At 70.4% G+C, this 18025-nt stretch carries 15 protein-coding genes; 3 read left to right on the top strand and 12 right to left on the bottom strand.

The window, feature by feature from the left end; genetic code table 11:
- Nucleotides 1-119 precede the first annotated feature (119 nt).
- The 3 genes from ABD108_RS12565 to ABD108_RS12555 all read left to right on the top strand — a co-directional run bounded on the left by ABD108_RS12565 (nt 120) and on the right by ABD108_RS12555 (nt 3632).
- Nucleotides 120-986, top strand: coding sequence for a Sir2 family NAD-dependent protein deacetylase (locus tag ABD108_RS12565; RefSeq protein WP_343930465.1), 867 nt, complete (start codon nt 120-122; stop codon nt 984-986).
- Between the two features lie 11 nt (nt 987-997).
- Nucleotides 998-3211 carry a glycoside hydrolase family 3 C-terminal domain-containing protein gene (locus tag ABD108_RS12560; RefSeq protein WP_343930464.1) on the top strand — a complete coding sequence of 738 codons (2214 nt, stop codon included), beginning with the start codon at nt 998-1000 and terminating at the stop codon, nt 3209-3211.
- Nucleotides 3212-3272: 61 nt separating this feature from the next.
- Nucleotides 3273-3632 (top strand): helix-turn-helix domain-containing protein, encoded by a 360-nt coding sequence (locus tag ABD108_RS12555; protein WP_220659382.1) that lies wholly within the window; start codon nt 3273-3275, stop codon nt 3630-3632.
- A 2-nt stretch (nt 3633-3634) separates the two neighbouring features.
- Here ABD108_RS12555 and ABD108_RS12550 read toward each other — a convergent pair whose 3' ends face one another.
- From ABD108_RS12550 to ABD108_RS12495, 12 genes are all read right to left on the bottom strand, one after another.
- Nucleotides 3635-4222: a ClpP family protease gene (locus tag ABD108_RS12550; RefSeq protein ID WP_343930463.1), complete on the bottom strand. Its 588-nt coding sequence runs from the start codon at nt 4220-4222 to the stop codon at nt 3635-3637.
- Entirely contained in the window at nt 4219-4839 is a 621-nt protein-coding gene (locus ABD108_RS12545) for a ClpP family protease (protein ID WP_305111573.1), read from the bottom strand. Before ABD108_RS12545 ends, ABD108_RS12550 begins: the two co-directional genes overlap by 4 nt.
- A 122-nt stretch (nt 4840-4961) precedes the next feature.
- Nucleotides 4962-5948: an AurF N-oxygenase family protein gene (locus tag ABD108_RS12540; RefSeq protein WP_255585893.1), complete on the bottom strand. Its 987-nt coding sequence runs from the start codon at nt 5946-5948 to the stop codon at nt 4962-4964.
- Nucleotides 5949-6058: 110 nt separating this feature from the next.
- Complete coding sequence (gene proB, locus ABD108_RS12535) at nt 6059-7195, bottom strand: glutamate 5-kinase (protein WP_220659386.1); 1137 nt, start codon at nt 7193-7195, stop codon at nt 6059-6061.
- Nucleotides 7192-8652 carry a GTPase ObgE gene (obgE, locus tag ABD108_RS12530; RefSeq protein ID WP_220659387.1) on the bottom strand — a complete coding sequence of 487 codons (1461 nt, stop codon included), beginning with the start codon at nt 8650-8652 and terminating at the stop codon, nt 7192-7194. The genes proB and obgE overlap by 4 nt, the downstream gene beginning before the upstream one ends.
- Nucleotides 8653-8788: 136 nt before the next feature.
- A complete protein-coding gene (rpmA, locus tag ABD108_RS12525) occupies nt 8789-9052 on the bottom strand; it encodes a 50S ribosomal protein L27 (protein ID WP_013126135.1) in 264 nt (87 codons plus the stop codon).
- A 45-nt stretch (nt 9053-9097) separates the two neighbouring features.
- The gene (gene rplU, locus ABD108_RS12520) at nt 9098-9409 is read right to left on the bottom strand and encodes a 50S ribosomal protein L21 (RefSeq protein WP_220659388.1); all 312 of its coding nucleotides are present in this window, start codon (nt 9407-9409) and stop codon (nt 9098-9100) included.
- Nucleotides 9410-9558: 149 nt separating this feature from the next.
- Complete coding sequence (locus tag ABD108_RS12515; protein ID WP_343930462.1) at nt 9559-12609, bottom strand: translation initiation factor IF-2 N-terminal domain-containing protein; 3051 nt, start codon at nt 12607-12609, stop codon at nt 9559-9561.
- Nucleotides 12610-12950: 341 nt separating this feature from the next.
- Nucleotides 12951-13364, bottom strand: coding sequence for a nucleoside-diphosphate kinase (gene ndk / locus ABD108_RS12510; protein WP_220659390.1), 414 nt, complete (start codon nt 13362-13364; stop codon nt 12951-12953).
- A gap of 122 nt (nt 13365-13486) precedes the next feature.
- Entirely contained in the window at nt 13487-13888 is a 402-nt protein-coding gene (locus ABD108_RS12505) for a DUF4233 domain-containing protein (RefSeq protein WP_343930461.1), read from the bottom strand.
- Nucleotides 13885-15300, bottom strand: coding sequence for a bifunctional tetrahydrofolate synthase/dihydrofolate synthase (gene folC, locus ABD108_RS12500; RefSeq protein ID WP_305111570.1), 1416 nt, complete (start codon nt 15298-15300; stop codon nt 13885-13887). The genes ABD108_RS12505 and folC overlap by 4 nt, the downstream gene beginning before the upstream one ends.
- Nucleotides 15297-17984 (bottom strand): valine--tRNA ligase, encoded by a 2688-nt coding sequence (locus ABD108_RS12495; protein ID WP_343930460.1) that lies wholly within the window; start codon nt 17982-17984, stop codon nt 15297-15299. Before ABD108_RS12495 ends, folC begins: the two co-directional genes overlap by 4 nt.
- Between the last annotated feature and the right edge of the window lie 41 nt (nt 17985-18025).

Genomic DNA, 18025 nt, shown 5'->3' with positions numbered 1-18025 from the left:
GCTCTCGAAGCCTCTCGCGATACGCCCGCCCACGTCACAGACATTCCGGGCATCGGCGACGCCACCGCGACCGCGACGACTCCGTCCGCCCTGCGGCTGCAACGGCGTAGAATCGACTCGTGCGCACCGCGATACCCGCCTGGGAACCCGCGGAGCCGACTGTGCCCGACGACGACTACGCCGACCGGCTCCACTCGGCGGCACGGCTGCTCCACGGCCGCCGGATCGTCGCCCTCACCGGCGCCGGCGTCTCCACGGCCTCCGGAATCCCGGACTACCGCAGCCCGGGGGCGCCGCGCCGCACCCCGATGACCCTGCAACAATTCCTCGGCTCGCCCGAGTTCCGCAGCCGGTACTGGGCGCGCAACCACCTCGGATGGCGGCACATGGATTCGGCAGTTCCGAACGCCGCGCACCGCGGGCTCGCCGCGCTGCCCGGCGTGACCGGTGTGATCACGCAGAACGTGGACCTGCTGCACCTGAAGGCCGGCTCGCGCGGCGTGATCGATCTGCACGGCAACTACGCCCAGGTGCGCTGCCTGAGCTGTGATCACCGGATCAGCCGGCATCGTTTGCACACGATCCTGGAGCCGCTGAACGCGGGCTTCACCGCGCGCATCGCGGGCCGCGGCGCGCTCGAGGTGGCGCCCGACGCCGATGTGGTGGTCGAAGACACCACCGACTTCACCATGGTGGACTGCGGCCGGTGCGGCGGCATCCTCAAACCCGACATCGTCTACTTCGGTGAGTCGGTGCCCAAGCCCCGTGTAGCCCGGGCCTTCTCGGCGGTCGACGATGCGGACGCCCTGCTCGTGCTGGGCACCTCGCTGACCGTCATGTCCGGCCTGCGCTTCGTGCGGCACGCGCACAAGCACGGCAAGCCGATCGTCATCGTCAACCGGGGCCGCACCCGCGGGGACGAGCTCGCCGATGTCACCGTGGACGTCGACGTGGCAACCGCCCTGGACGCACTCGCGCACCACTGAGAGGACAGCCCATGACCGCCGCCGACGATCTCCCCCTCGAGGACCGGGCCCGCCTGCTGACGGGTGCCGACTTCTGGACGACCGCGGCGGTGCCCGCAGCGGGAGTGCCCGCGATGGTCCTCACCGACGGCCCGCACGGGGTACGCCGGCAGATCGGATCCGCCGATCATCTCGGACTGAACGCGGCGGCACCGGCCACCTGCTTCCCGCCGGCGGTGGCCGTCGGGTCGAGCTGGAACCCCGATCTCGCGCGCCGCATCGGCGCCGCCATCGCCGTGGAGGCCCGCGCCCTCGGCGTGACGATCGCGCTTGGTCCCGGGGTGAACATCAAACGCCATCCGTTGTGCGGCAGGAACTTCGAGTACTACTCCGAGGACCCACTGCTCGCGGGCGTGCTCGGCGCGGCCCACGTGACCGGACAGCAGGGCGGCGGCACGGGAGCCTCGGTCAAGCATTTCGCGGTGAACAACCAGGAGACCGAGCGGATGCGGATCAGCGTCGACGTGGACACGCGCACGCTGCGGGAGATCTATCTCCCCGCCTTCGAGCGGATCGTCACCGAGGCCGCCCCCGCCACCGTGATGTGCTCGTACAACCGGATCGCGGGCACCTACGCCTCGGAGAACACCTGGCTGCTCACCACACTGCTGCGCGAGGAGTGGGGCTTCCGGGGGCTCGTGGTCTCCGACTGGGGCGCCGTGCACGACCGGGTCGCCGCCCTGCGCGCCGGACTCGACCTGGAGATGCCGCACGCGCCGCGCAGCGTCGAGCAGGTGGTGAGCGCCGTGGGATCCGGCGACCTCGATGCCGCCACCGCGACCATCTCCGCACAGCGGGTGCTCGACCTCGCGCGGTACGCACCGTCGGACCAGGAGCCCGCACCGGACGTGCAGGCGCACCACGACCTCGCCCGTGCGGCCGCCGCGGAGTGCGCCGTGCTGCTGCGCAACGAGAACTCCGCCCTGCCCCTCGGCCCGGACTCCGGGCGCATCGCCGTGATCGGCGAGCTGGCGCGCACACCGCGGTACCAGGGAGGCGGGTCGAGCCACATCACCGCGACCCGCGTCGACGTGCCTCTCGACGAGATCAACACGCGCGCAGCCACGATCGGCGTGAACACCGAGTTCGCCGCCGGATACGCGCTCGACCGCGACGACGCCGCCCTGCGCGCCGAGGCCTCGGCCGTCGCCGCCCGCAGCGACATCGCAGTCGTCTTCGCCGGGCTCACCGAGACCGAGGAGTCCGAGGGCTTCGACCGCCCGAGCCTCGCGATCGCACCGCACCAGGTGGAGCTCCTGCGGGCCGTGGCCGGGGCCGCACCGCGCACCGTCGTGGTCCTGGTCGGCGGCGGGGTCGTCGAGCTCGAGCCCTGGCACGACGAGGTGGACGCCATCCTCGAGGCCTTCCTGCTCGGCCAGGGCGGCGGCGCGGCGATCGCCGACCTGCTGTTCGGGATCGCGGCACCGTCGGGCAGGCTCGCCGAGACCATCCCCCGGCGCATCGAGGACACCCCCGCGTTCGGCAACTTCCCCGGCGAGCTGGGCACCGTCCGGTACGGCGAGGGCCTCCTGGTGGGCTACCGCTGGTACGAGACCCGCGACATCGCGCCCCGGTATCCCTTCGGGCACGGCCTGGGGTACACCACGTTCGATATCAGCGGCCTCGAAGTGGTTGCCACCGGAGCCGATTCCGCGACCGCCCGGGTGACGGTGACGAACACGGGCACCCGGGCCGGACATCACGTGGTCCAGCTGTACATCGGTTCCGATGCCGGTGCCGTCTTCCGGCCGCGACGCGCACTCGCCGCGTTCCGCAAGGTCGAGCTCGTCCCAGGAGCGAGCACCGTCGTCGAATTCGACCTGCCACGAAGGGCATTCGCGCACTACGACGTGTCCCGTGCGGACTGGGCGGTCCCGGGCGGGACGTACCGCATCGACGCCGGGCACAGCAGCCGCGACATCGCGGCCGGCGCCGAGATCCGGCTCGACGGAGACGTGCTCGTCGAACGCTTGGGCATGGACTCGACGATCGCCGAATGGGCGGCGCACCCCCTGGCGGGCGAGGCCTTCCGGACGGCGCTCGCCGACTCCGCGGGTGGCCTGCCGATCGACCAGCTCCTCGAACTCGCCGGGTCGATGCCCCTCGGTAAGGCCCTCGACATGATTCCCGGGCCCGGCGGCGAGGAGGCCCGCGCCCACGTCGAGACCATGATCGCGGCGCAGTGAGCCGCGCTGCTCACAGCGGATCGGCTACCTGAGCGGCCGCATCGCGTCGTAGCCTTCGACCATGGAGACGCGCACCGACGGCGAGGCCCTGTTCCGGCACGAACTGGGATCGCAGCTGCGTCGGTTGCGGCATCAGCGCGGCGAGCGCCTCGCCGACACCGCACGCCGCGCCGGCATCTCGCCGCAGTACCTGTCCGAGGTGGAACGCGGCCTCAAGGACCCGTCCAGCGAGATGCTCGCGGCCATCACCGGCGCGCTCGGCGCCCCGGTCGGCGAGGTGATCGTCGCCGTCGGGCTCCAGCTGCGCACGGTCCGCCGGCCCACCCGACTGCACCTCGTTCCCACCGGCACCGTCGCCACCCCGGTGCCGCAGGCGCCACGCGGCGTGCAGGCGCACTCCCCCGTGCTGCGCGCCGCCTGAGGTCAGTGTTCCTCGATCACCTCGTCGATCAGGCCGTACGCCACCGCGTCCGCGGGAGTGAAGACGCGGTCGTGATCGGTATCGGCACGCAATCGGTCGGGCTCCTGCCCCGTGTGCCGGGCCAGGATCTGCTCCATCTGCCCACGCACCCGTACCACCTCGTCGGCCTGCAGGATCAGATCGGGGATCGTTTCGCGGCCCTGCGCGGCGGGCTGGTGCAGCACCACCCGCGAATGCGGCAATGCCACCCGCTTACCGGGCGCACCGGCCGCCAGGAGGACCGCGCCCACCGCCACCGCCTGCCCCACGCACGTGGTCGCGATCGGTGAGCGGATGTAGCGCATGGTGTCGTAGATGGCCAGCATCGCGCTGGGATCGCCGCCCTCGCAATTGATGTAGAGCTGGATATCCGCATCCGGGTTATCGGACTCGAGGAACAGCAGCTGTGCCACGACGGCGTTCGCGACCCCGGCGTCGATACCCGTTCCCAAGTACACGACCCGCTCGGACAGTAGGTAGGAGTAGACGTCCGAGACCCGCTCGCCGTGCGGGCGCCGTTCGATCACGTTGGGGATGGTGTAGGTGCTCATCGGGCCGCTCCCGCCAGGTCGAAGCCCGCTCGGCGGCGGCGTCCGGGGACGATCTCGTCGAAGGAGCCGACGATCTCGTCGATGAAGCCGTAGTCGAGCGCCTCCCGTGCGGTGTACCAGCGATCGTGCAGGGAATCCTCGAAGATCTGCTCGCGCGGCCTCCCCGTGTCCTCGGCGATCAGGCCGAGCACCGTATCGCGGGTGTGCCGCAGATCGCCGGCCTGCAGCTCGATGTCGACGGCGGTGCCGCCGATGCCGGCCGAACCCTGGTGCATGAGGACACGGGCGTGCGGGAGGGCGCGGCGCTTACCCGGAGTACCGGCCGACAGCAGGAATTGCCCTGCGCTGTAGGCGATGCCGAAGACCAGGGTGGACACATCGCACGGGATCAGGCGCATCACATCGCGGATGGCCAGCATCGCCGGGACGGAACCGCCCGGGGAGTGGATCCACAGCGCGATCTCCTTGGGGCTGGCCGCCGCCAGCGACATCAATTGGGTGGCGAGGAGGGCGCCGTTATCGTCGTCGAGCGGACCGTCGAGCACCACGACCCGCTGGTCGTACAGCTCGCGGCGCACACGTTCGGTGAATTGCGGGATCTTCGGGTTTTCGCTCATGCCCCGATGCTGCACCGCACAACCACCGCGGTGCACGCCGATCCGCCTGCCGCGGAACCGCTTCCGGCAGCTCCGCTGCGAGCGGATCCGCCGTCAGCCGCGCACGCAGGCCGGCGTCAGGTTCAGTTCGCGGAGTACGCGGGTTCGCTGCGGAAGCGCGAGGCGCGGCCGTCGATGCCCAGGGCGCGCCACAGTAGCCGCGATACCGGGTTCATCAGCTTGGTGTGCTCGGCCAGCAGTCGCACATCGCCGAAGACCTCGCGCTTGACGGCCTGCGATTCCGGGGAGCGCCAGTACATCTGCTTCCACACCGACCGCGGGATGTCGAACCGCTTGCGGAACTGCCGAGGCGGCACCGCGATCGCGGTGAGCAGCGACCGCATCACGAGCGGCAGCGCCAGCGACAGCAGGAATCGCGGAAGCGGGCCACGGGTGGGGATGCGGTGCTCCAGCAGCTGGTGCGCGAACGAGATGTGCCGCGCTTCCTCGGCCACGTGGATCTGCATCACGGCTGTCATCGTGGGGTGCTGTTCGATGCCCGAACGCAGGAACTGCTTCTGGACATGGTCGATCGGCTCCTCACCGCCCAGCACGCCCATGTAGAAGATGATCGGGAAGGTGGTGGCCGCCAACGGGATCAGCGGCGACAGACGGCGGAACCACAGCGGTCCGCCGGGCACGTCCATCCCGATCCGGTTGACGAACTCCTGGAACATCAGCGTGTGCTGGCACTCCTCCTTCGCCTCGTGCGTGGCGTACCGGAACTCCGGCGAATTGTTCGGCTGCACCGCGGTGTACTGCATGATCCCGCGGATCAGGACGGACTCGAACTGCAGCCCCACCTTGGCCACATTGGCCTGGCGCCACATGCCCATCTCGATCTGCTTCGACCGCGGCTGCGCCTGGTACCACTCGGTGCGGCCGATCGGGTCGAACCGCGAATCGAGGATCCAGCGCGGATCGTCCGGGGTCACGGCGAGCTCGGGCGAATCCCAGTCGATGTCGACGTAGGGGTCGAAGTTGCGGTTCACCGACGCCTCGGACAGATCCTGGAGGGTCTGTTCGTACTCCGCCTGCCCGGGGAACGGGCGGCCGCGGGTGCGTCCCATGTGCGTGATGTGCAGCGCCACGTCGACCTCCTGGCTGAAAGAGTGACACAGGTTCAGCGAAAATGTACCACGCGGCGGACATTTTCTACAGAAGTGTATGAACCGCCAGTTCAGCGCACGGGCACCAGATCGTCCGCGTGCACCACGGGCCGGCGCATATCGGGCGGCAGGTCCACGGTGCCCTGCCCGAGCATCGCCTCCAGCTCGGAGGCGTCGTAGGCCACCACGCCGCGGGCGCGCACGGTGCCGGCGGTGTCCACCAGGTTCACCACATCGCCACCGGAGAAGCCGCCGCCCACCGCCGTGATCCCCGCGGGGAGCAGGGATCGCCGCCGGTCCACGACCGCCGCCACGGCACCGTCGTCCAGGGTGAGGTCGCCGTGCACATCGGCCGCGTGCCGCACCCAGAACCGCCGCGCCGACAGCCTCGTCGCGCGGGGCCGGAAGACGGTGCCCACATCGGCGCCGTCGAGCGCCCGGTCGGCGAGCGAGGCAGCCGTGAGCAGCACCGGCACGCCGGCGTCCGCGGCGAGCCGCGCGGCGGACAGCTTCGACGCCATCCCGCCGGTACCGAGCGCACCGCCCGAGCCGGCGACCACGCCGTCCAGATCCTCCGGACCGTCGACCGCGGCGATGAGCGAGGCATCGCCCTTGCGCGGGTCACCGTCGTACAAGCCGTCCACATCGGAGAGCAGCACGAGCGCATCGGCACCGGTCAGGTGCGCCACCAGGGCCGCGAGCCGATCGTTGTCGCCGAAGCGGACCTCGTTCGAGGCCACCACGTCGTTCTCGTTGATGATCGGCACCGCGCCCAGGCTGCGCAGCCGATCCAGGGTGCGCTGCGCATTCGCGGCGTGCACCCGCAGGCCCACATCGTGCGCGGTGAGCAGGACCAGAGAGACGATCCTGTCGTACCGCTGGAAGGATGCGCCCCAGGCATTGGCGAGCTGCAACTGCCCCACCGAGGCCACCGCCTGCTTGGTGGCGAGATCGGTGGGCCGGCGCTTGAGTCCCAGGGGAGCCATGCCCGCGCCGATCGCGCCGGACGACACCACGATCACCTCGGTGCCGCGGTCGAGCCGGGCGACGATGGCATCGGTGAGGGCGTCCAGCCGATCGGAGGAGAGGCCGTGTTCGAGGTCGGTGAGCGCCGAGCTGCCGATCTTGACGACCAGCTTGCGGGCTCCCGCGACCGCGGCGCGCATATCGCCGGCCAGCAGGTCGCCCGTTGCGGGCGCTGCTGTCATTCGTCGTCCTCGTCGTCGCTCGCCAGACCGCGGCGGACGTCGTGCTGACGACGCCGTTCGGCGGCGCCGACGCGCTCGTTCTGCTCCAGCCGGATATCGGTGCCGCGGCCGGTGACGGGCACATCGTCGATGGTGCCGAGCGAGGGCTCCCACTCGAAGCACACGTCGCCGATGGTCACCGGGCAGCCGGGCTGCGCGCCGAGCTTGACCAGCTCGGCCTCCACGCCGAGCCGGTTGAGCCGGTCGGCGAGGTAGCCCACAGCCTCGTCGTTGTCGAACGGAGTCTGCTTGATCCACCGCTCCGGCCGCGGGCCGCGCACGATGAAGCCGCCCGGCTGATCCGGATCGGAGATGACCTCGAAGCCCGACTCGTCGATCGCGATGGGCCGGATGACGGGGCGGCGAGCCACCGGGGTGCCGCGCTCGGCGCGGTACTTCTGCACCAGGTCCGACAGCGCGAAAGTGAGCTCGCGCAGGCCCGTGTGGGCGACCGCCGAGATCACGAAGACGGGCCAGCCCCGGGCCTCGAACTCGCCGCGCACCATCTCGGCGAGTTCCTCGGCGTCGGGCACATCGGCCTTGTTGAGCACCACGATACGCGGACGTGCGGCCAGCTCTCCCAGCCCCGTATCGGCCGCGAGCGCCGGCTGATACGCGGCGAGTTCCGCCTCCAGGGCGTCCACATCGCTCACGGGATCCCGGCCGGGCTCCAGGGTCGCGCAGTCCACGACGTGCGCGAGCACGGCGCAGCGCTCCAGGTGCCGCAGGAAGTCGAGACCGAGGCCGCGTCCGGTGGAGGCGCCGGGGATCAGGCCGGGCACATCGGCGATGGTGAAGGTGTTCTCGCCGGCCGAGACCACACCGAGGTTCGGAGCGAGGGTGGTGAACGGGTAATCGGCGATCTTCGGCTTGGCCGCGGACAGCACCGAGACCAGAGACGACTTCCCCGCCGAGGGGAAACCGACCAGGCCCACATCGGCCACCGACTTGAGCTCGAGCACCAGATCGCGGGACTGTCCGTCCTCACCCAGCAGGGCGAAGCCGGGGGCCTTGCGGGCCTTCGAGACGAGCGCGGCGTTGCCGCGGCCGCCGCGACCGCCCTGGGCCGCGTCGAACCGGGTGCCGGCTCCGACCAGATCGGCGAGCATCTTGCCGTCGGTGTCGAGCACCACGGTGCCGTCCGGGACCTTGAGGATCATGTCCTGGCCGGATTTGCCCTCGCGGTTGCCGCCCTCACCGGGCTTGCCGTTGGTGGCCTTGAGATGGGGCCGGAAGTGGAAGTCGAGCAGTGTGTGCACCTGCGGATCGACCTCGAGGATCACCGAACCACCGCGCCCGCCGTTACCGCCGTCGGGGCCGCCGAGCGGCTTGAACTTCTCCCGGTGGATCGACGCGCAGCCGTGGCCACCGTTACCGGCCGTGACGTGCACCGTCACCCGGTCGACGAACCTAGACATGCGCTCTCCTTCGTGTTCCGGCCACGCGGGCCGATCCCGCGTTCGCGGGACTAGTGGTGTTCAACGAAGAGCGGGCAGGGACTCTTCCATGGAGTCCCTGCCCGCTCTCGATGAAGCTGTGTACTGCTGCTGCGGACTAGGCCTCCACAGCGACCGGCACGATGTTGACCGTCTTGCGGCCACGCTTCGTGCCGAACTCGACGGCACCCGCCGCGAGGGCGAACAGGGTGTCGTCGCCGCCGCGGCCGACGCCGACGCCGGGGTGGAAGTGGGTGCCGCGCTGGCGGACCAGGATCTCGCCGGCGCTGACCTTCTGGCCACCGAACCGCTTCACGCCCAGTCGCTGGGCGTTGGAATCACGACCGTTGCGCGAGCTGGACGCGCCCTTCTTGTGTGCCATCTGGCTACTCCTGTTGAATCGATCCGAAAAGTTTTACGGCGCCGCTCAGGCGATCGCGGTCACCTTGAGCACGGTCAGCTTCTGCCGGTGGCCCTGACGCTTGTGGTAGCCGGTCTTGTTCTTGAACTTGTGGATGCGGATCTTCGGTCCCTTGACCTGATCCACGACCTCGCCGGTCACGGAGATCTTCTCCAGCGCGGCGGCGTCGGTGGTGAGGTTCGCGCCGTCGACGACCAGAGCCACGGGCAGCTTGACGCTGGTCCCGGGCTCGCCGTCGATCTTCTCGACCTTCACCAGGTCGCCGACAGCGACCTTGTACTGCTTGCCGCCGGTCTTGACGATCGCATACGTGGCCATCGGGGGCTTACCTCTTCTTCTTCACATCTCGTAGTTCAGCGCGCGGGTGCGCGGCTCGTAAATCACGCGGGTGATCCGATGCCGCGCACGGTGAAGCGGCGGCGCCGGAAAAGCGACCTTCCCAGGTTACGGGACGGCCACTACCAGGGTCAAACCGGCTGGTCCGCCTTGTCAGCAGCGTCACTCCCACCGGCCGCGGGGCCCGCGGGACGGGCGGCGGCCCGGCGTCGGGCCCGCTTGCGTGCGGGCTCGGCTGCGGTCTCCCCCGCACCGTCGGCCGCCGGGGTGGTGACGGCGGGCGCGGCCGGGGCCTCGCTCGCCAGGTCCACGACGATCGTCTGTGCGGAGGCGGACGTGGTGGTGGGCGCCTTGCGGGCCACCCGCCTGCGCCGTGGTGCCGACGGTGCCGCCTCCGTCACCGCAGCGACCGGGGCGGCCTCGGCGGAGGGCTGCGGGGCGGGCTCGGCGGCCGGCTGCGGCTGTTCGACCGGGGCCGGCTCGGCAGCGGCCGCCGACTGGTTCCGGCGCGACCGCGACCGCTTCCTGGCGGGCTCGGGAGCGTCGGACTCGGGCGTCGCGGCGGCGGGGGCCGCCTCGTCCACGGGTGCCGCCTCGTCCGTTCCCAGCTCCTGCTGGGGCGCGTCATCGTCGTGATGCTGCGCCATCGCCTGGAACATGGGGTGCGGGGTCTTGTGCACCGGCTTGTCGTCCTTGGCGGGCGCGGGGGCCTGCGCAGTGTCGGACTTGGTGCGCTTGCGCTTCTTGCGGCCACCCTCGGACTTCTCGCCCGAACGGCCGGAGTCCTCGCCGCCGCCCGAGGTCTCGACCGGGTCGGCGTGGATGATGATGCCGCGGCCCGAGCAGGCCTGGCACGGCGTGGAGAAGGCCTCCACCAGGCCGGTGCCGATCCGCTTGCGCGTCATCTGCACCAGGCCCAGCGAGGTGACCTCGGAGACCTGGTGACGGGTCCGGTCGCGGCCGAGGGCCTCGGTGAGGCGGCGCAGCACCAGGTCCCGGTTCGATTCCAGGACCATGTCGATGAAGTCGACCACGATCATGCCGCCGATGTCGCGCAGCCGCATCTGCCGCACGATCTCCTCGGCGGCCTCGAGGTTGTTCCGGGTGACCGTCTCCTCGAGGTTGCCGCCCGAGCCGGTGAACTTGCCGGTGTTCACGTCGACCACGGTCATGGCCTCGGTCCGGTCGATCACCAGGGTACCGCCGGAGGGCAGCCACACCTTGCGGTCCAGCGCCTTGGCGAGCTGCTCGTCGATCCGGTACGCCGCGAAGACGTCGGGCGAATCGGCGTGCGGCTTGTCGAACCGCTCGACGCGGGGCATCAGATCGGGGGCGACGGTCGAGACGTACTTCTCGACCGTGCCCCAGGCATTGTCGCCCTCGATGACGAGCTTGCTGAAGTCCTCGTTGAACAGGTCGCGGACCACCTTGACCAGGAGGTCGGGCTCCTCGTACAGCGGGCGCACGCCCTTCGCCTTGGAGGCCTCCTCGATCTCGGCCCACTGCGCCTGCAGCCGCGAGACGTCGCCCGCGAGCTCCTCGGCGCTCACGCCCTCGGACGCGGTGCGGATGATCACGCCGGCGTCGGACGGGACGATCTCCTTGAGGATCTCCTTGAGCCGCTTGCGCTCGGTGTCCGGCAGCTTGCGCGAGATGCCAGCGGAACCGCCACCGGGCACGTACACCAGGAACCGACCGGCCAGCGAGATCTGGGTGGTGAGGCGGGCACCCTTGTGACCCACCGGGTCCTTGGAGACCTGCACCAGCACCTGATCGCCGGGCTTGAGGGCCTGCTCGATCTTGCGGGCGTTGCCATCGAGTCCGGCGGCGTCCCAGTTGACCTCGCCGGCGTACAGCACGCCGTTGCGGCCGCGGCCGATGTCGACGAAGGCGGCCTCCATCGAGGGCAGTACGTTCTGCACGCGGCCGAGGTAGATGTTGCCCACCATCGACGCCGAGCTCGACGAGGTGACGAAGTGCTCCACGAGCACGCCGTCTTCGAGCACGGCCACCTGGGTGTAGTCCGAGGGGTGCGGCACAGTGTGGCCGTCCTGACCCTCCGACGGCGCCACGTTGGTGCGCTCGCGGACCACCATCACGCGGTCGACGGCCTCGCGACGGGCGAGGAACTCCGACTCGGTGAGGATGGGCGGCCGGCGGCGCACGGTGTCGCGGCCGTCGCGGCGGCGCTGGCGCTTGGCCTCCAGGCGCGTGGAACCGCTGATGCCGCGCACCTCGTCGCGGCGCGTCTTCTGCCGCGGCTCACGCTCGTGCACCACGGTGTTCGGCGGATCGTCGGTGGCGGCGGTCTCGGCGTCGTCTCCCCCGCCGCGGCGACGGCGACGGCGGCGACGGCGACGCGAGCTGCCGTCGGTCACGTCCTCGACATCGTCGCCCTCGGCGTCGGCGTCCTGGCCCTGGTCCTCGGCCGCATCGTCCTGCTCGGACTTCTCAGCCTTGTCGCCCTTGGCCTTATCGCCCTTGGTGGTATCGGCGGACTCGTCGCCGTCGGTGGCGTTCTGATCCTGCTCGTCGGCGTTCTCGCCGCGTCCACGGCCACGACCGCGGCGGCCGCGGCGACGGCGGCGGTTGCCTCCGTTGTCGTCGTCCGCATCGCTCGACTCGCCGCTCGCGGTCTCGTCGGCGGTCTCGGTGGCGACCTTCTCGGTGGCGGCCTCGTCGGTCGAGGCGGCTGCCTCCACCGGGGCCTCCGCCGGCTCAGCGGCGGCGTCCTCGGTCGCGGTGTCCTGCTTCGGCTCCTCGGCATCGGCCTTGGCGCGGCTGCGGGTGCGGCGGCGCGGGGCGGCCTCGGCCTGGTCGGGCTGCAGGAACAGCGGGACCCCGGCGTCCACGGCCTGCGCAGGTGCGGGCTCGACCACGGGCTGCGGGACGGTGAGCGCGGAGAACAGCGAGGGCGTCTCGGCCACGGGCTGTTCCGGGTTCGACTCCGCGACGGGCTCAGCAGTGTCGGCCCCGGCGATGCGGTCGCGCACGCGCTCGGCGGCGCTGCGATCGATGCTGGAGTGCGCGCTGCGCGCGACGAATCCCAGGTCGTTGAGGTGCGCGAGCACCTCCTTGCTGGTCAGGTCCAGCAGACGCGCGAGCGCGTGGACGCGCAGCTTCTGCGGGAACTCCTCCCGAGCTTCGCTGTTCTGTTCTTCCGGCGACGGTGTGTCGGCCACTCAAATCTCCTACCGACCCCCGGGCGCGTCAATGAAGTCGCGGCCACGCAGGGGCGTGTCGTGTGGTGCGGGCGAAGTCTCCTACCGCCCCACGTTTGTCAAGGTCTGCACGTGTCTTCGTGCCTGGCGCACGCCCGCTCGACGAAATCTGTGAGCAGGCCGGGCCGGTCGACGCTGCGCGGGTTTGCGCCCATCGACGTGCGTCCGCCCTCATTATCCCACACGGCGGAACGGGAGTGGGAAAGGATCGGGCCCGCGCCGCGCGGAAGGCGCGACGCGGGCCCGGTGGGTGCGTTCAATACGGGGCGACGGTCCGCCGCCCGGTGGGGTGTCCCCGCAGGTCAGGAGAGACCGGGGAACCAGAGAGCGATCTCGCGCTCGGCCGACTCGGGCGAATCGGAGCCGTGCACCAGGTTCTGCTGGGTCTCGAGACCGAAGTCGCCGCGGATGGTGCCGGGCGTGGCCTTCTCGACGGGGTCGGTGCCGCCGGCGATCTGCCGGAACGCGGCGATCGCGCGGGGGCCCTCCAGAACGGCCGCGACGACCGGCCCGGAGGTGATGAAGTCGAGCAGGGAGCCGAAGAAGGGCTTGTCCTTGTGCTCGTCGTAGTGGCCCTTCGCCACCTCGGGCGAGACCTTCTTGAGCTCGAGGGCCGCGATGGTCAGGCCCTTCCGCTCGATCCGCGCCAGGATTTCGCCGGTCAGGCCGCGTCGCACGCCGTCGGGCTTGATCAGAATCAGAGTCCGCTCAGTCACGGCACACACAGTAGCGGGGCGGTGGTCACCGCCCCGACACCAGCCCGCTCACGATTTCGGGTTCTACGGGTGCACGAGCCGGAATCCGGCGGTGTGCGCTCGCAGAGCCCGACATCGTGACGTCATTCGGTGATGGGTTCCTGGCCGGGGAGGCGTCCCTCGGCGATGCGCTTGCGCACATCGCGCTCGATGAACACGATGTAGCCCCACACGATGCCGAAGACGATGCCCACCCCGCCGATGCCGGGGTGCACGACCCACCCCGCGATCACCGCGACCTGCAGCGCGCAGAAGGCGGGGATCGCCCACGGCCTCTTGACCACCATGCAGCCGGCGAAGCACGCGGCGGCCAGCAGCAGCACGTACACCACCTTGATGCCGGTGAGTCCGGGCGAGAGCTTGAAGACCACCGGCAGGGCCAGCAGGATCACGATCATTTCGAGGATCAACGTGCCGGACAGGATGCCGCGGAAGCTCTTCCACGGATCCTTCGGGGGCGGGGTGAACCGCTGCGGCTGACTCACTGGGGTTCCTTTCCGAACAGCGAGCGCGCTGCGCCCGCGGTGACCACGGAACCGGTGATGAGGACGCCGACGCCGGAGGCGGGGTCCTCATCGTCGGATTCCTGGTCGGCCAGGGCGACGGCGGTCTCGACCGCGTCGACCATCGTGGGGGCGGTGACCACGCGGTCCTCGCCGAAGATCTCCTCGGCGATCGCGCCGAGCCGCTCCACTTCGAGGGCGCGGGGCGAGCCGTTGTGGGTGACGACCACGGTGTCGAGGACCGGTTCGAGTTCGGTGAGGATGCCCACTGCGTCCTTATCGGCGAATACCGAGACCACGCCGATCAGGGTGCGGAAGTCGAACTCGCTCTCCACGGTTCGCGCGAGGGCCTGGGCGCCGTGCGGGTTGTGGGCGGCGTCGATGAAGACCGTGGGCGCGGTGCGCACCCGTTCGAGGCGACCGGGCGAGACCACCGTGGCGAAGCCCTCGCGCACGGTGTCGATGTCGAGCTGCTGGTCGGCGCCGGCGCCGAAGAAGGCCTCGACCGCGGCGAGGGCGACGGCGGCGTTATTCGCCTGGTGCTCGCCATGCAGGGGCAGGAAGATCTCGTCATAGACGCCGCCGAGTCCCTGCAGGGTGAGTTGCTGACCGCCCACGGCGATGCGGCGCTCGATCACCGCGAACTCGGAGCCCTCGCGGGCCACGGCCGCGTCGGTCTCGACCGCCTTCCGCAGCAGCACGTCCATGGCCGCCGGCTCCTGCTTACCCACGACCATCACGGTGTCCTTGGGGATCAACCGTTCGGGGGCGCGCTTGACGATGCCCGCCTTCTCCCCCGCGATGCTGGTCAGATCGGGGCCGAGGATCTCCACGTGATCGAGACCTATGGGGGTGATCACGGCGACCTCGGCGGTCACCACGTTGGTGGCGTCCCAGGTTCCGCCCAGGCCCACCTCGACGACGGCCACGTCGACCGGCGCCTCGGCGAAGGCGGCGAAGGCCATCGCGGTGAGCACCTCGAACTTGCTCATCCGCGGACCGTCGGCGGCCTCGGACTGCTGATCCACGAGCTCGATGTAGGGCTCGAGTTCGCGGTAGGTGTCCACGTACTGCCGGGCGGTCAGTGGCGAGCCGTCGATCGCGATCCGCTCGGTGGCGAGCTGCAGGTGCGGGCTGGTGATGCGGCCCGTGCGGCGGGAGAACGCGAGCAGCAGCGAGTCGATCATCCGCGCGGTCGACGATTTGCCGTTGGTCCCGGCGATCTGGATCGACGGGTACGCGTCCTGCGGCGAGCCGAGCAGCTGCATGAGCGCGGAGATGCGGGACAGCGAGGGCTCGATCTTGGTCTCGGGCCAGCGCTGGTCGAGTTCGGCCTCGACCTCCGCGAGCTCGGCGAGATCGTCGGGGTCGGCGGCGAAGGCGGGCACCGTCACGCGGGGGCCCCTCCGAGCTGCTCGATCCGGGCGGTGAGCCGCTCGACCTCCTCCTGGGCCACCGTCTGGCGGCCGCGGATCTTGTCGACCACGTTGTCGGGGGCCTTGGCCAGGAAGGCCTCGTTGCCGAGCTTGGCCGACGTGCCGTCGAGCTCCTTCTGCGCGGCCTTGAGGTCCTTCTCCAGGCGTGCCCGCTCCGCGGCGAGATCGACGGTGCCCGACGTGTCGAGTTCGACGGTCACGGTGCCGCCGGCGAGCCGCACCTCGAGCGAGGCGGTCGCGGCGAAACCGTCCTCCGGCGGGGTGAGCCGGCACAGGCTGGTGGCGGCGGCGGTGAGGGAGGTCAGGCCGGCCTCCTCGATGCCGGTGAGGCGGGCGGCCACCCGCTGGCCGGGCTTGAGCAGCTGATCGCTGCGGAACCGGCGGATCTCGGTGACCAGCCGCTGCAGGTCAGCGAAGCGGCGGGCGGATTCGATGCCGTCGGCGGGGAACTGCGCCGGCGCCCAGTCGCGGGTGGGCCAGGACGCGATCACCAGCGACTCCTCGCCGGTGAGCGCCTTCCAGAGCACCTCGGTAACGAAGGGCATCGTGGGGTGCAGCATGCGCAGCACCACGTCGAGCGCCTTGCCGAGCACCAGCCGGGTGGCGGCGGCGACGGTCTCGTCACCGGACTGCAGCTGCAGCTTCGCGACCTCCAGGTACCAGTCGCAGAGCTCGTCCCACGCGAAGTGGTACAGCGCCTCGCAGGCCTTGCCCAGCTCGTTCGCATCGAGCGCGGCGTCGGCCTCCGCCTGGGTGGCGGCCAGCCGGTCCAAGATCCAGCGGTCGGCGTCGGTGAGCGCGGCCCGGTCGGGCAGCTCGCCCACGTGCGCCTCGTTCATCAGCGCCAGCTTGGTGGCGTTGAACAGCTTGGTGGCGAACTTCTTACTGCTCGCCGCAGCGTCGGCGCCCACATTGAGATCGGCGCCGGGAATGGTGCCGCGGGCCAAGGTGAAACGCAGCGCATCGGCGCCGTACTCGTCCACCCAGTCCAGCGGATCGATGCCGTTGCCCTTGGACTTGCTCATCTTCTTGCCGAACTCGTCCCGCACCAGGCCGTGCAGGAGGATCTCGTGGAAGGGCACCTTGCCGGGAGCACCCGGCTCCTCGCCGATGAAGGTGCCGAACATCATCATCCGGGCCACCCAGAAGAAGATGATGTCGTAGCCCGTGACCAGCGTGGACGTGGGATAGAACTTCTCCAGGTCCGGGGTGGTGTCGGGCCAGCCCATGGTCGAGAACGGGAAGAGGCCGGAGCTGAACCAGGTGTCGAGGACGTCCGGGTCCTGCTCGTAGCCCTCGGGCGGCGTGTCGTTCGGGCCGCAGCAGACGACGTCGCGGTTGCCCTCGGCGTCGGCCGGGCCGTACCAGACGGGGATCCGGTGGCCCCACCACAGCTGCCGGGAGATGTTCCAGTCGTTGAGGTCATCGACCCAGGCGAAGAAGCGCGGTGCCATCGATTCCGGCACGATCACCGTGTCGCCACTGCGGACCGCGTCGCCCGCGGCCTTGGCCAGGCTGTCGACCTTGACCCACCACTGCATCGACAGCCGGGGCTCGATCGGCTCACCGGAGCGCTCGCTGTGGCCCACGCTGTGCCGGTACGGGCGCACCTCCTTGACGATGCGGCCCTGTTCGGCGAGCGCATCGCGGATGGCCTTGCGCGCGGCGAAGCGATCGAGTCCGTCGAATCGTGTTCCGGTGCCGGCGATGTGGGCGGTCTCGTCCATGATCGTGGGCATCGGCAGATCGTGACGCTGGCCGAGAGCGAAGTCGTTGGGGTCGTGCGCGGGGGTGATCTTCACTGCGCCGGAGCCGAATTCCGGGTCGACGTAGTCGTCGGCGACCACGGGGATGCGGCGCTCCAGGAACGGGTGCTCCAGGGTGGTACCCACCAGGTCGCGGTAGCGCTCGTCGTCCGGGTGCACGGCGATCGCGGTATCGCCGGGCATCGTTTCCAGACGCGTGGTGGCACAGACGATGTGCGGCTCGTCGTCGTTGAGCGAGCCGTACCGGAAGGACACCAGCTCGCCGTCGACCTCCTTGTGGTCGACCTCGAGATCCGAGATGCCGGTCTGCAGCACGGGCGACCAGTTCACCAGGCGCTCGGCGCGGTAGATGAGGCCGGCGTCGAAGAGCTGCTTGAAGATGGTCTGCACGGCGCGGGACAGGCCCTCGTCCATGGTGAACCGTTCGCGCGACCAGTCCACACCCACACCGATGCGCCGCATCTGGCCGGTGATGTTGCCGTGGCTGGCTTCCTTGAAGGCCCAGGCGCGCTTGAGGAACTCCTCGCGACCGATCTCCCGGCGACTCGTGCCCTCGGCGGCGAGCTGCTTCTCGACCAGGCTCTGGGTGGCGATGCCGGCGTGGTCGGTGCCGGGCAGCCACAGCACCTCGTAGCCCTGCATCCGCTTGCGGCGGCAGAGGGCATCGGTGATGGTCTGGTCGAGGGCGTGGCCCAGGTGCAGGCTGCCGGTCACGTTCGGGGGCGGCAGCACCACCGAGAAGGCGGGCTTGCTGGAGGTGTTGTCGGCGGTGAAGTAGCCGGAGTCGACCCAGCCGTTGTAGATGTCGCCCTCTACCGCGCCCGGCTCCCACGCGGCGGGGAGGCGGTCGACAGGGTTCTGCGGCGGAGTAGTCACCCCACGATTCTAGTCAGTGCACGCGGGCGCCCGACGGCGGG

Source organism: Tsukamurella strandjordii (genome assembly GCF_039525985.1).
Classification (GTDB): domain Bacteria; phylum Actinomycetota; class Actinomycetes; order Mycobacteriales; family Mycobacteriaceae; genus Tsukamurella; species Tsukamurella strandjordii.
Note: the sequence above shows the minus strand (reverse complement) of the source record. Positions and strands in the feature narration are given on the sequence as shown.

Excerpts from the sequence above, each read along its gene's own strand:
- ABD108_RS12545 (WP_305111573.1), bottom strand. The coding sequence starts at position 4,839 with ATGAGCGAAAACCCGAAGATCCCGCAATTCACCGAACGTGTGCGCCGC.
- proB (WP_220659386.1), bottom strand. The coding sequence starts at position 7,195 with ATGACAGCAGCGCCCGCAACGGGCGACCTGCTGGCCGGCGATATGCGC.
- rpmA (WP_013126135.1), bottom strand. The coding sequence starts at position 9,052 with ATGGCACACAAGAAGGGCGCGTCCAGCTCGCGCAACGGTCGTGATTCC.
- obgE (WP_220659387.1), bottom strand. The coding sequence starts at position 8,652 with ATGTCTAGGTTCGTCGACCGGGTGACGGTGCACGTCACGGCCGGTAAC.
- rplU (WP_220659388.1), bottom strand. The coding sequence starts at position 9,409 with ATGGCCACGTATGCGATCGTCAAGACCGGCGGCAAGCAGTACAAGGTC.
- ABD108_RS12550 (WP_343930463.1), bottom strand. The coding sequence starts at position 4,222 with ATGAGCACCTACACCATCCCCAACGTGATCGAACGGCGCCCGCACGGC.
- ABD108_RS12540 (WP_255585893.1), bottom strand. The coding sequence starts at position 5,948 with ATGGGACGCACCCGCGGCCGCCCGTTCCCCGGGCAGGCGGAGTACGAA.
- ABD108_RS12555 (WP_220659382.1), top strand. The coding sequence starts at position 3,273 with ATGGAGACGCGCACCGACGGCGAGGCCCTGTTCCGGCACGAACTGGGA.
- ABD108_RS12560 (WP_343930464.1), top strand. The coding sequence starts at position 998 with ATGACCGCCGCCGACGATCTCCCCCTCGAGGACCGGGCCCGCCTGCTG.